Genomic DNA, 12351 nt, shown 5'->3' with positions numbered 1-12351 from the left:
CAATGAGCCTTAATATTTTCTGGTTCCTCCCTACCCACGGTGACGGCAAGTACCTGGGCACTTCCGACGGCGCCCGCGCGGTCGATCACGGTTACCTGCAGCAGATCGCCCAGGCTGCCGACCGCCTTGGTTTCGGGGGTGTGTTGATCCCTACCGGGCGCTCCTGCGAGGACTCCTGGCTGGTGGCAGCGTCGCTGATCCCGGTGACCCAGCGCCTGAAGTTTCTGGTGGCCCTGCGCCCAGGCATCATTTCGCCGACCGTGGCCGCACGCCAGGCCGCGACCCTCGACCGCCTGTCAAACGGCCGTGCGCTGTTCAACCTGGTGACCGGTGGCGACCCGGACGAACTGGCGGGTGACGGCCTGCACCTGAACCATCAGGAGCGCTACGAAGCCTCGGTCGAGTTCACCCGCATCTGGCGCAAGGTGCTGGAAGGCGAAACCGTCGATTACGACGGCAAGCATATCCAGGTGAAGGGCGCCAAACTGCTCTACCCGCCGATCCAGCAACCGCGCCCGCCGCTGTACTTCGGTGGCTCGTCGGAAGCGGCCCAGGACCTCGCGGCCGAACAGGTCGAGCTGTACCTGACCTGGGGCGAGCCGCCAAGCGCCGTTGCCGAGAAGATTGCCCAGGTGCGTGAGAAAGCCGCAGCCCAGGGCCGCGAAGTACGCTTCGGCATCCGCCTGCACGTGATTGTGCGCGAAACCAACGAAGAGGCCTGGGCCGCCGCCGACAAACTGATTTCGCACCTGGACGACGACACCATCGCCCGTGCCCAGGCCTCGCTGGCGCGCTTCGACTCGGTCGGCCAGCAACGCATGGCTGCCCTGCACAACGGCAACCGCGACAAGCTGGAAGTCAGCCCCAACCTCTGGGCCGGTGTCGGCCTGGTGCGTGGCGGCGCCGGTACTGCGCTGGTTGGCGATGGCCCGACTGTGGCTGCGCGGGTGAAAGAGTATGCCGACCTGGGCATCGATACCTTCATCTTCTCCGGTTACCCGCACCTGGAGGAGTCGTACCGCGTCGCCGAACTGCTGTTCCCGCATCTCGATGTGCAACGCCCTGAGCAGGCCAAGAGCGGTGGCTATGTGAGCCCGTTCGGCGAAATGGTCGCCAACGACATCCTGCCCAAGTCCGTCGCGCAGAGCTGAGGGCCGAGCCATGAGTCGTGCAACCTCCACCACCCTGAGCCAGCGCCTGGCACCGTGGGCCTTGCCAGTGCTGCTGCTGGCGGCCTGGCAACTGGCGGTCAGTGCCGGCTGGCTGTCGACCCGCATCCTGCCTGCGCCCAGCGCAGTCGTCAGCGCCGGTGTCGAGCTGGTACGCAGCGGTGAAATCTGGACCCATCTGGCCATCAGTGGCTGGCGGGCCGGGCTGGGCTTCGTTATCGGCGGCAGCATCGGCCTGGTGCTGGGTTTCATCACCGGCCTGTCGAACTGGGGCGAACGCCTGCTCGACAGCTCGGTGCAGATGATCCGCAACGTGCCGCACCTGGCGCTGATCCCGTTGGTGATCCTGTGGTTCGGCATCGACGAGTCGGCAAAGATCTTCTTGGTCGCGCTGGGTACGTTGTTCCCGATCTACCTGAACACCTACCACGGTATTCGCAATGTTGACCCGGCCCTGGTGGAAATGGCCCGCAGCTACGGCCTGTCCGGCTTCGGCCTGTTCCGCCAGGTGATCCTGCCCGGTGCGCTGCCATCGATTCTGGTCGGGGTGCGCTTTGCGCTGGGGTTCATGTGGCTGACGCTGATCGTTGCCGAGACCATTTCTGCCAACGCCGGCATCGGTTACCTGGCCATGAACGCACGTGAATTCCTGCAGACCGACGTAGTGGTGCTGGCCATCGTCCTGTACGCCGTGCTCGGCAAACTCGCCGACCTCGCCGCCCGCGGCCTGGAACGTGTCTGGTTGCGCTGGCACCCGGCCTATCAAGTGGCCAGGAAGGAGGGGGCATGACCGTGCTCAAGGAACAGCCGCCACGCCTGTTGCGTGGCATCCCGTTGGCCGCCAACGGCCTGCGCAAGGCCTTCGGCCAACGGGAAGTGTTGAAAGGCATCGACCTGCATATCCCGGCTGGCCAGTTCGTCGCCATCGTTGGCCGCAGCGGCTGCGGCAAGAGCACCTTGCTGCGCCTGCTGGCCGGGCTCGATCAGGCAACCTCTGGCGAGCTGTTGGCCGGTGCCGCGCCACTGAGCGAGGCCCGCGAAGAGACCCGTCTGATGTTCCAGGATGCGCGCCTGCTGCCCTGGAAGAAGGTGATCGACAACGTCGGCCTGGGCCTGCGTGGTGACTGGCGCCAACGTGCGCTGGATGCCCTGGAGGCGGTCGGCCTGGCCGATCGCGCCAATGAATGGCCGGCGGCCTTGTCCGGTGGCCAGAAACAGCGTGTGGCCCTGGCCCGCGCCTTGATTCACCAACCACGCCTGCTGCTGCTGGATGAGCCGCTGGGTGCGCTGGATGCGCTGACCCGCATCGAGATGCAGCAACTGATCGAACGTCTGTGGCGTCAGCACGGTTTTACCGTCCTGCTGGTCACCCACGACGTCAACGAAGCGGTGGCCGTCGCTGATCGGGTGATCCTGATCGAGGACGGCGAAGTCGGCCTGGACCTCACTGTCGACCTGGCACGGCCCAGAGCGCGCGGTTCGCACCGCCTGGCCGCGCTGGAAAGCGAAGTGCTCAACCGTGTTCTGTCGGCCCCGGGCGCCGCGCCCGAGCCGGACCCTGTAGCCCCTTTGCCCACGCAGCTGCGTTGGGCGCACTGACTGACTCACTTACCAGACTGAAGCCAAAGAGAAGGAATCAAGCCATGACCATCAAAGCCATCAACGTTCGCAACCAGTTCAAAGGCACCGTGAAAGAAATCCTCGAAGGCCCGGTACTGTCGGAAATCGACGTGCAGACTGCCTCCGGTATCGTCACCTCGGTGATCACCACCCGCTCCGTCAAAGAGCTGGAACTGCAGGTGGGCAGCGAAGTGATTGCCTTCGTGAAGTCGACTGAAGTGTCCATTGCCAAGCTGTGATGTTGTTGCTTGATATCGGGGCCGCAACGCGGCCCCAATACTTTCAGCGCGTACGCTTGGCCAGAAACGGCGGCAGATAAAGCCCCAGATAGGCTTCGAACACCCGCTTGCCTTCTTCGGCCATGCGCGGTGTGATCGCTTCGTGCAATTGCACCGAGCGCGCATACACCCGGTCACTCAGCTCCATCGCCAAGGCAAACACATCCACATCCTCCGGCATCACCGGTAGGTGGAAATGCTGGTCGAACAACTTGTGCATCAGGTCGCCCAGTTCCATGTCGTGCTGCCGGTCGGCCTGTACGACTTCGCTGAGCCCATGCTGGGCCAGAATCAATTGCCGCGCTGCGGCATCCCCGTTGTAGATATCGAGCATGCGTTGCTCGATCAACCGCGAAAGCTCATGCCAGGTCGTTAGCGCACTGCTGTCTATCGGGGCGCTGAGTGCCTCGCGGAACGCGCGGTGTACGTCGGCAGTCAGCGCTTCGAGCAGTGCTGGAACGCTGGCAAAGAAGTGATACACCGACGACGGCGGGATCTGCGCCCGCTCGGCCACGCTGTAGATCGACAACCCCGCCACCCCTTGTTCTGCCAGCAGCTCACGTGCAGCGACCAGGATCGCCTCGATCCTGGCCTGGCTGCTGGCGCGCGGCTTGCGCTGGGTGGCAGTGCGATTCATCAGTTGCTGATCGCCAGAATGCTGGCCTGGTAAGCGCCGACGAACAGGTCGAAGTCGCCTACTTCTTCTTGTTCCAGCTCGGACTGCTTGGCCAGCGACTCGCGAGCCAGGGTCTCGAAGGCCAGTTGCTGCTCGGCCGACAGCGGTTGCTCGCGGAATGCCTCGGCGTGCAGGCGGCTTTGGCGCAGGGAGAACTGGACGAAGGTTTCGTCATGCTCGGTCATGCGTGCCAGCACCTGGGCCGACGGGGTCAGCGAGGCGTCGTCGACCTTGGCCTGTTGTGCAGCCAGGGCCTTGGCGTGATCGTCACTGCCCTGAGCCTGGTCGAGCAGGCCGGCCAATTGGCCGATGCGCTCGATCAGCTCGGTGGCCCACTCACGCAGGCCGACAGGCTGGCCGTTGCGGTGCAGCTCAAGGTCCGGACGGCGGCCTTCCTTGACCACGGTGAGGAAGTTGTTGGTGCACTGGCCGCATTCGCCGTTGTCCAGCTGCGGGCTATCTTCGAGGGCGCAGAACAGCAGGAACGCGTCGAGGAAGCGCGCCTCGGTCAGGTCGATGCCCACCGGCAGCAACGGGTTGATGTCCAGGCAGCGCACTTCCACGTACTGCACGCCACGCGAGGTCAGTGCCTGGATCGGCCGCTCGCCGGTGTAGGTGACGCGTTTCGGGCGGATGTTCGAGTAGTACTCGTTCTCGATCTGCAGGATGTTGGTGTTCAACTGCACCCATTCGCCATCCACGTGCGTACCGACCTCGACATAGGGCGGGTAAGGCGTGCCCACCGCCTTGCGCAGGCTGTCGGTGTAGCTGGCGAGGTTGTTGTAGCAAGGCGTCAGGCCGGCCTGAGCGTTGCTCTGGTAGCCCAGGTCGCTCATGCGCAGGCTGGTGGCGTAGGGCAGGTAGAGGGTTTCGGCATCCAGCTCTTCGAGCTGATGCGGGCGGCCACGCAGGAAGCCCTTGTCCAGCGCCGGCGAGGCACCGAACAGGTACATCAGCAGCCAGCTGTAGCGGCGGAAGTTGCGGATTAGCGCAATGTACGCCGAGGACTGGTAGTCGCGGTCGCTTTCCTCGCCGCCTTCGGCATCGCGCAGCAGTGGCCACAGTGCCTCAGGCAGCGAGAAGTTGTAATGAATGCCGGCGATGCACTGCATGGTGCGGCCGTAACGCAGGGCCAGGCCCTTGCGGTAGACGTGCTTGAGTTTGCCGATGTTCGAGGTGCCGTACTCGGCGATCGGGATGTCCTCCTCGGCCGGGAGCGTGCAAGGCATCGACGGGCTCCACAGGTATTCGTCGCCGAGCTTGCTGTAGACGAAGCGGTGGGTCTGTTCGAGGCTTTCGAGCACCTTGGCCGGGTCGGCCAGGGCCGGGGTGATGAACTCCAGCAGCGACTCGGAATAATCGGTGGTGATCTGCTCGTTGGTCAGCGCCGAACCCAGTGCTTCCGGGTGCGGGGTCTGGGCCAGGCGACCTTCGTCGGTCACGCGCAGGCATTCACGCTCAATGCCGTGCAGGCACTGCTTGAGCAGGGGGAGATTGGCGCCGAGCAGGCTCAGGCGGCGGTTGAGGAGGTCGCTCAAGATGTATTCCTTCACGCGTCAGTCGCCCCAATATGGGGGTAGCAAAGACGGTCTACAAGGGTAGGAGGAAAGGAACTGGCGTTGTCGCCTGGTTTACGCGGTTCCGGCAGTGCCAGCGCACTGCCGAAAAATACCGCAGATACCCCTTGGTGAGCTAGAGAACCGCGAAGGTTCCTTGCGCTTTCGCCACCAGTTTGTCGCCTTGAACGACGTCGGCGTCGACCACCAGGGTGCGGCGCCCGGCATGCAGTACACGGGCCGTGCACAGCACCTCCCCGTCGCTGACGGCGCGCAGGTAGTTGATCTTGCATTCGATGGTCACGCTCTGCTGGTCGAAACCATGGCTGGCCGAGCAGGCCAGGCCCATGGCGATGTCCACCAGGCTGAAGATGGCCCCGCCGTGCAGCTTCTGGCCACGGTTGCGCAGATGCGGCTCCAGCGCCAGGGCCACCTCGGCCACACCTGTGTCCAGGCGTTGCACGCGGCAGCCAAGGAGCTGGCTATAGGCGCTTTCGAGCAATTCCTTGGGAATGTCCATCACTTCTTCTTCAGCGTCTTGGCGTTGGCGAACAGTGCGGCCATGGCGTTGTTGGCCGGGGCGGCAGTGGCGGTTTCACGCTGACGTGGCGCCTGCTGCTGACGGTTGCCGCCATTGCCACGGTTGCCGCCGCGGTTGCCATCGACCTTTTCGCCCGGGGTGTCGCTCATGCGCATGGACAGGCCGACCCGCTTGCGCGGGATGTCCACTTCCATGACCTTGACCTTGACCACATCGCCGGCCTTGACCGCTTCGCGTGGGTCCTTGATGAACTTTTCCGACAGCGCCGAGATGTGCACCAGGCCATCCTGGTGTACGCCGATGTCGACGAAGGCACCGAAGTTGGTGACATTGGTCACCACGCCTTCGAGGATCATGCCGGGTTCCAGGTCCTTGAGGTCCTCGACGCCGTCCTGGAAGGTAGCGGTCTTGAACTCAGGGCGAGGGTCGCGGCCGGGCTTGTCCAGCTCTTGCAGGATGTCGGTGACGGTCGGCAGGCCGAAGGTCTCGTCGGTGAATTTCTTCGGGTCCAGGCGCTTGAGGAAGCCGCTGTCACCGATCAGCGAGCGGATGTCACGGTCGGTGTCAGCCGCAATGCGCTGCACCAGCGGGTAGGCCTCAGGGTGCACGGCAGAGGCGTCAAGCGGGTTGTCGCCGTTCATCACGCGCAGGAAGCCGGCGGCCTGCTCGAAGGTTTTTTCGCCCAGGCGGCTGACCTTCTTCAGTGCTGCACGGGTAGCGAACGGGCCGTTGGCGTCGCGGTGGGCGACGATGTTCTGGGCCAGGGTGGCATTAAGGCCGGAAATGCGCGTCAGCAGCGCCACTGACGCGGTGTTGACGTCGACGCCCACGGCGTTCACGCAGTCCTCGACCACGGCGTCCAGGCCGCGGGCCAGTTTGATTTGCGAAACGTCGTGCTGGTACTGGCCGACACCGATGGATTTCGGGTCGATCTTCACCAGCTCGGCCAGCGGGTCCTGCAGGCGGCGGGCGATCGATACGGCGCCACGGATCGACACGTCCAGGTCCGGGAACTCACGGGCGGCCAGCTCCGACGCCGAGTACACCGAAGCGCCTGCCTCGGAGACCATGATCTTGGTGATCTTCAGTGCCGGGTATTTCTTGACCAGCTCGGCCACCAGCTTGTCGCTCTCGCGGCTGGCGGTGCCGTTGCCGATGGCGATCAGCTCCACCGAGTGCTTGGCGCACAGGGCGGCCATGATGGAAATGGTGCGGTCCCAGTCGTTCTTCGGTGCGTGCGGGTAGACCGTGGTGTGGTCCAACAGCTTGCCGGTGGCATCGACCACGGCGATCTTGCAGCCGGTGCGCAGGCCCGGGTCGAAGCCCAGGGTGGCACGCGGACCGGCCGGTGCGGCCAGCAGCAGGTCGTGCAGGTTATGGGCGAAGACGTTGATCGCCTCGCCTTCGGCATTGTCGCGCAGCTCGCCGAACAGGTCGGTTTCCAGGTGGGTGTAGAGCTTGACCTTCCAGGTCCAGCGCACCACTTCGCCCAACCATTTGTCTGCCGGGCGGCTGCGGTTTTCGATGCCGACGTGGTTGCCGATCATCAGTTCGCACGGGTGCAGGGTGCCGGGCAGCTCTTCACCGACCTTGAGCGAGGCGCTCAGCACGCCTTCGTTGCGCCCGCGGAAGATGGCCAGGGCACGGTGCGAGGGGGCAGTGCGCAGCAGTTCGTCATGGGCGAAGTAGTCGCGGAACTTGGCGCCTTCTTCTTCCTTGCCGGCCACCACGCGGGCGCTGAGCACTGCCTCCTGCTTGAGGAAGTTGCGCAGCTTGTCGAGCAGCGCAGCGTCTTCGGCGAAGCGCTCCATGAGGATGTACTTGGCGCCTTCCAGCGCGGCCTTGACGTCGGCTACGCCTTTTTCGGCATCGACAAAACGTGCTGCCTCGGTTTCCGGAGCGAGGTTCGGGTCGTTGAACAGGCCGTCGGCCAGTTCGCCGAGGCCGGCTTCCAGGGCGATCTGGCCCTTGGTACGGCGCTTCTGCTTGTACGGCAGGTAGAGGTCTTCGAGGCGGGTCTTGGTGTCGGCCAGCTTGATTTCGCGGGCCAGTTCCGGCGTCAGTTTGCCCTGTTCCTCGATGCTGGACAGGATGCTGGCGCGGCGCTCGTCGAGTTCGCGCAGGTAGCGCAGGCGCTCTTCCAGGTGGCGCAGCTGGGTGTCGTCGAGGCTACCGGTCACTTCCTTGCGGTAACGGGCGATGAAGGGCACGGTCGAGCCTTCGTCCAACAGGCCCACGGCCGCCTCGACCTGCTGAGGGCGTACGCCCAGTTCCTCGGCGATACGGCTGTTGATGCTGTCCATGTAAACCACCTGACATTTGTGAATACGGGGGTCGCCGGTGGGCCTTCGGCCCGATGGCGCTGGATGAAAGCCGCGCATTATACCCATCGCAAACGGCTTGCGGTGATGGCGCCCGGCCAGCCGGAACTGGCGCCCGGGGAAAAATCTGCTAACAATGCTCACGCAACGTGCAGCAATGGCTACGCCATAATGCGCGGCGAAATCAGAGGAGTTATTCATGACCGGCACCCCAAACACCGCTGAAGGTGACAAGATTCTCATCGTCGACGACGATCCGGGGCTCAGCAGCCTGCTGGAACGTTTCTTCACCAGCAAGGGCTACCGCGCCCGTGCGGTGCCCAACACCGAACAGATGGACCGCCTGCTGCAGCGCGAGGTGTTCAACCTGGTGGTGCTCGACCTGATGCTGCCGGGCGAGGATGGCCTGTCCGCGTGCAAGCGCCTGCGTCAGCAGAACAACCAGATCCCGATCATCATGCTCACTGCCAAGGGTGACGAGCTCAGCCGCATCAAGGGCCTGGAGCTGGGTGCCGACGATTACCTGGGCAAGCCATTCAACCCGGACGAACTGATGGCGCGGGTCAAGGCCGTGCTGCGCCGCCAGGCGCCGAGCGTGCCGGGTGCACCGGGGAGCGAGGACGAGTCGGTCACTTTCGGTGACTACGAGCTGTCGCTGGCCACTCGCGAACTCAAGCGTGGCGACGAAGTGCACATGCTCACCACCGGCGAGTTCGCCGTGCTCAAGGCACTGGTGATGCACGCCCGTGAGCCGCTGACGCGCGACAAGCTGATGAACCTGGCCCGCGGCCGCGAGTGGGATGCCCTGGAGCGTTCCATCGACGTGCAGATTTCGCGTCTGCGCCGCATGATCGAGCCGGACCCGTCCAAGCCTCGCTATATCCAGACGGTATGGGGTGTAGGTTACGTGTTCGTACCAGACGGAAACGCCGGCAAATGATGCTTCGTCGTCGATGAAAACACCGCTCTGGTTTCCGCAAAGCTTCTTCGCCCGCACGTTGTGGCTGGTGCTGATCGTTGTTCTGTTCTCCAAGGCACTGACGCTGGTCTACCTGCTGATGAACGAGGACGTGCTGGTCGATCGGCAGTACAGCCACGGTGTGGCCCTGACCCTGCGCGCCTATTGGGCGGCAGATGAAGAGAACCGCGACAAGATCGCCGAAGCCGCGGGGCTGATCCGGGTCACCGGTTCCGGCGTTCCGGAGGGCGAGCAGCACTGGCCATACAGCGAGATCTACCAGCGGCAGATGCAGGCCGAGCTGGGTGACGATACCGAAGTGCGCCTGCGTATCCATGCGCCGCCAGCGCTGTGGGTGAACGCACCGAGCCTGGGCCCGGGCTGGCTGAAGGTGCCGTTGTACCCGCACCCGCTGCGTGGGCAGAAGATCTGGAACGTGCTCGGCTGGTTCCTGGCCATCGGCCTGTTGTCGACCGCCTCGGCCTGGATCTTCGTGCGTCAACTTAACCAACCCTTGAAGCGCCTGGTATTCGCCGCCCGGCAGGTGGGCCAGGGGCGCAGCGTGCGGTTGCCAATCAGCGACACGCCCAGCGAGATGACCGAGGTCTATCGCGCGTTCAACCAGATGGCCGAAGATGTCGAACAGGCCGGCCGTGAGCGTGAGTTAATGCTGGCGGGGGTTTCCCATGACCTGCGTACGCCGCTCACGCGGCTGCGCTTGTCGTTGTCGTTGCTGAACAGCGACAGCGAGCTCAGTGACGACATGGTCCGCGATATCGAGGACATGGACGCGATTCTCGACCAGTTCCTCGCGTTCATTCGCGATGGGCGGGACGAGCCGGTCGAGGAGGTTGACCTGGCTGATCTGGTGCGCGAAGTGGTGGCGCCCTATAACCAGCCGGAAGAACGTGTGCGCCTTTGCCTGGAGCCGATTCCCCCGTTTCCGCTGCGTCGGGTTTCGCTCAAGCGCATGCTCGGCAACCTTATCGGCAATGCGCTGCATCACGCTGGCAAGGGCGTCGAGGTGGCTGCCTACGTGTCCGGTGACGAGAGCGCGCCCTATGTGGTGCTGAGCGTGCTGGACCGGGGTACCGGGATCGACGAGTCTGAGCTGGAGACCATTTTCAACCCGTTCATCCGCGGTGACCGTGCCCGAGGGGGCAAGGGGACCGGGCTGGGGCTGGCAATCGTCAAGCGGATCGCGGCGCAGCACGGCGGGAATGTGGAGTTGCGCAACCGGTCCGGTGGCGGGATCGAGGCGCGGGTAAGGCTGCCGTTGGGGTTGCTGCTGCCTCGCAATGCTGTGTGAGGTTCTGCGGCCTCTTCGCGGCTAAAGCCGCTCCTACAGGTGCTGCGCGGTCCCTGTGGGAGCGGCTTTAGCCGCGAAGCGGCCAGTGCAGGCTGGAATCAGCCTTTGCCCTTGGTCCGGGTCTGATTCGGCCCGCCATTCTTTTCCAGGTGTTCGATGATCATCCCGGCGACGTTCTTGCCCGTGGTCACCTCGATGCCTTCGAGCCCAGGCGACGAATTCACTTCCATCACCAATGGCCCGTGGTTCGAACGCAGGATATCCACACCCGCCACGCTCAGCCCCATCACCTTGGCCGCACGAATGGCTGTCATGCGCTCTTCGGGGGTGATCTTGATCAGGCTCGCGACCCCACCGCGGTGCAGGTTGGAGCGGAACTCCCCTGGCTTGGCCTGGCGCTTCATCGAGGCAATCACCTTGTCGCCCACCACGAAGCAGCGGATATCCGCACCGCCGGCCTCCTTGATGTACTCCTGAACCATGATGTTCTGCTTCAACCCCATGAATGCCTCGATCACCGACTCGGCAGCCTTGGTGGTCTCGCACAGCACCACACCGATACCTTGAGTGCCTTCGAGTACCTTGATCACCAGCGGTGCGCCGTTGACCATCTGGATCAGGTCGGGGATGTCGTCCGGTGAGTGGGCGAAGCCGGTGATCGGCAGGCCGATGCCGCGACGAGACAGCAATTGCAGTGAACGCAGCTTGTCACGTGAACGGGCGATCGCCACGGATTCGTTGAGCGGGTACACGCCCATCATTTCGAACTGACGCAGCACCGCGCAGCCGTAGAAAGTCACTGAGGCGCCGATGCGCGGGATCACCGCATCGAAGCCCTCCAGTGGTTTGCCGCGGTAGTGGATCTGCGGCTTGTGACTGGCGATGTTCATGTAGGCCCGCAGGGTGTCGATCACCACCATTTCATGGCCCCGCTGGGTACCGGCTTCGACCAGACGGCGGGTGGAATACAGACGCGGATTGCGCGACAGCACAGCGATCTTCATGCAGCACCTGTGACAGGGGAGAGGGTGGCCGGATAGGCCGGTTTGTCTTGTACGTATTTCAGGCCAGGGTTGACCACCAGTTGGCCGTGTATGAGTGCCTTGGAGCCCAGCAACAGGCGATAGCGCATGTTCTTGCGACAGGCCAGGGTGAACTCGACTTCCCAGACGGCGTCGCCCAGGGCCAATGTGGTGCGGATCACATAACGGGTCTGCGCCTGGCCGTTGGAGCTCTTGATGTTCTTCATGGTCACCAGCGGCGCTTCACAGCGGCGGTGGCGCAATTGCACCACCGAGCCGAGGTGAGCGGTGAAACGTACCCAGGGTTGGCCGTCACGCTCGAACGGCTCGACTTCGGTGGCGTGCAGGCTGGAGGTGCTGGCGCCGGTGTCGATCTTGGCGCGCAGGCCCGCCACGCCGAGGTCGGGCAAGGCCACCCACTCGCGCAGGCCGATCACTGTCAGATGGTCAAATTTCTTCACGAAGCACACCCTGCGGATAAGGTGGTGAACTGTAAGCACGGCGGGGACTTTTTGCATCCGTCAGTTACGGTAGTACAGTTCGATGAAAGACAGAATTCGAGGTAACGAGATGGCACAAAAAGCCGAGGACGACGACAAGGTCCGCCTGGACAAATGGCTGTGGGCGGCGCGGTTCTACAAGACCCGTGCACTGGCCAAGGCGGCAATCGAAAGCGGCAAGGTGCATTGCCGTGGCGAGCGCTGCAAGCCGGGCAAGGAGCCGCGGGTGGGTGATGAATTCGTGCTGCGCACCGGGTTCGATGAGCGCACGGTCGTGGTCAAGGCGCTGTCAGTGGTACGACGCGGGGCGCCTGAGGCGCAGACGCTGTACGAAGAAACTGAGGACAGCGTGCGCCGCCGCGAGCAGGCGGCCGAGATGCGCAAGGCGGGGGCGATGGGGG

The 12351-nt window shown here is 64.0% G+C and carries 13 protein-coding genes; 7 read left to right on the top strand and 6 right to left on the bottom strand.

Annotated elements, in window-relative coordinates; all coding sequences use genetic code 11:
* Positions 1-2 precede the first annotated feature (2 nt).
* From ssuD to APH27_RS23100, 4 genes are read left to right on the top strand one after another with little or no spacing between them, the layout of a single operon-like run.
* Positions 3-1151, top strand: a complete 1149-nt coding sequence (gene ssuD, locus APH27_RS23115; RefSeq protein ID WP_027917622.1) for an FMNH2-dependent alkanesulfonate monooxygenase — start codon at positions 3-5, stop codon at positions 1149-1151.
* Between the two features lie 10 nt (positions 1152-1161).
* Positions 1162-1959 (top strand): aliphatic sulfonate ABC transporter permease SsuC, encoded by a 798-nt coding sequence (gene ssuC / locus APH27_RS23110; RefSeq protein ID WP_027917621.1) that lies wholly within the window; start codon positions 1162-1164, stop codon positions 1957-1959.
* Positions 1956-2768, top strand: coding sequence for an aliphatic sulfonates ABC transporter ATP-binding protein (gene ssuB / locus APH27_RS23105; RefSeq protein ID WP_027917620.1), 813 nt, complete (start codon positions 1956-1958; stop codon positions 2766-2768). Before ssuC ends, ssuB begins: the two co-directional genes overlap by 4 nt.
* Before the next feature lie 44 nt (positions 2769-2812).
* A complete protein-coding gene (locus APH27_RS23100; protein WP_008095172.1) occupies positions 2813-3028 on the top strand; it encodes a molybdopterin-binding protein in 216 nt (71 codons plus the stop codon).
* Positions 3029-3071: 43 nt separating this feature from the next.
* Here the strand turns inward: APH27_RS23100 and APH27_RS23095 are convergent, their stop codons facing one another.
* The 4 genes from APH27_RS23095 to APH27_RS23080 form a co-directional block, all read right to left on the bottom strand.
* Positions 3072-3704 (bottom strand): TetR/AcrR family transcriptional regulator, encoded by a 633-nt coding sequence (locus APH27_RS23095; RefSeq protein WP_027917619.1) that lies wholly within the window; start codon positions 3702-3704, stop codon positions 3072-3074.
* Positions 3704-5281, bottom strand: a complete 1578-nt coding sequence (gene gshA / locus APH27_RS23090) for a glutamate--cysteine ligase (RefSeq protein ID WP_177331716.1) — start codon at positions 5279-5281, stop codon at positions 3704-3706. Before gshA ends, APH27_RS23095 begins: the two co-directional genes overlap by 1 nt.
* 154 nt (positions 5282-5435) lie before the next feature.
* Positions 5436-5819, bottom strand: a complete 384-nt coding sequence (locus tag APH27_RS23085; protein WP_050437180.1) for a PaaI family thioesterase — start codon at positions 5817-5819, stop codon at positions 5436-5438.
* Positions 5819-8143: a Tex family protein gene (locus APH27_RS23080; protein WP_027917617.1), complete on the bottom strand. Its 2325-nt coding sequence runs from the start codon at positions 8141-8143 to the stop codon at positions 5819-5821. The genes APH27_RS23085 and APH27_RS23080 overlap by 1 nt, the downstream gene beginning before the upstream one ends.
* 217 nt (positions 8144-8360) lie before the next feature.
* Here APH27_RS23080 and ompR point away from each other — a divergent pair, with 217 nt between their 5' ends.
* Both ompR and APH27_RS23070 read left to right on the top strand, forming a co-directional pair.
* Positions 8361-9101, top strand: a complete 741-nt coding sequence (gene ompR, locus APH27_RS23075; protein WP_012270052.1) for a two-component system response regulator OmpR — start codon at positions 8361-8363, stop codon at positions 9099-9101.
* Positions 9102-9114: 13 nt separating this feature from the next.
* Positions 9115-10428: an ATP-binding protein gene (locus APH27_RS23070; protein WP_027917616.1), complete on the top strand. Its 1314-nt coding sequence runs from the start codon at positions 9115-9117 to the stop codon at positions 10426-10428.
* A gap of 98 nt (positions 10429-10526) precedes the next feature.
* On the opposite strand, the gene rimK is transcribed toward APH27_RS23070, so the two are convergent.
* Positions 10527-11432 carry a 30S ribosomal protein S6--L-glutamate ligase gene (gene rimK, locus APH27_RS23065; protein ID WP_015268602.1) on the bottom strand — a complete coding sequence of 302 codons (906 nt, stop codon included), beginning with the start codon at positions 11430-11432 and terminating at the stop codon, positions 10527-10529.
* The gene (locus APH27_RS23060; RefSeq protein WP_027917615.1) at positions 11429-11911 is read right to left on the bottom strand and encodes an ATP-dependent zinc protease; all 483 of its coding nucleotides are present in this window, start codon (positions 11909-11911) and stop codon (positions 11429-11431) included. The genes rimK and APH27_RS23060 overlap by 4 nt, the downstream gene beginning before the upstream one ends.
* A gap of 109 nt (positions 11912-12020) precedes the next feature.
* On the opposite strand from APH27_RS23060, the gene APH27_RS23055 reads away from it, so the two are divergent.
* Positions 12021-12351, top strand: a 331-nt coding sequence (locus tag APH27_RS23055) for an RNA-binding S4 domain-containing protein (protein WP_060485991.1), incomplete at its 3' end; no start/stop codon positions are given.

Source organism: Pseudomonas sp. NBRC 111123 (assembly GCF_001320205.1).
In the GTDB taxonomy this organism is placed as follows: Bacteria; Pseudomonadota; Gammaproteobacteria; order Pseudomonadales; family Pseudomonadaceae; genus Aquipseudomonas; species Aquipseudomonas putida_J.
Note: the sequence above shows the minus strand (reverse complement) of the source record. Positions and strands in the feature narration are given on the sequence as shown.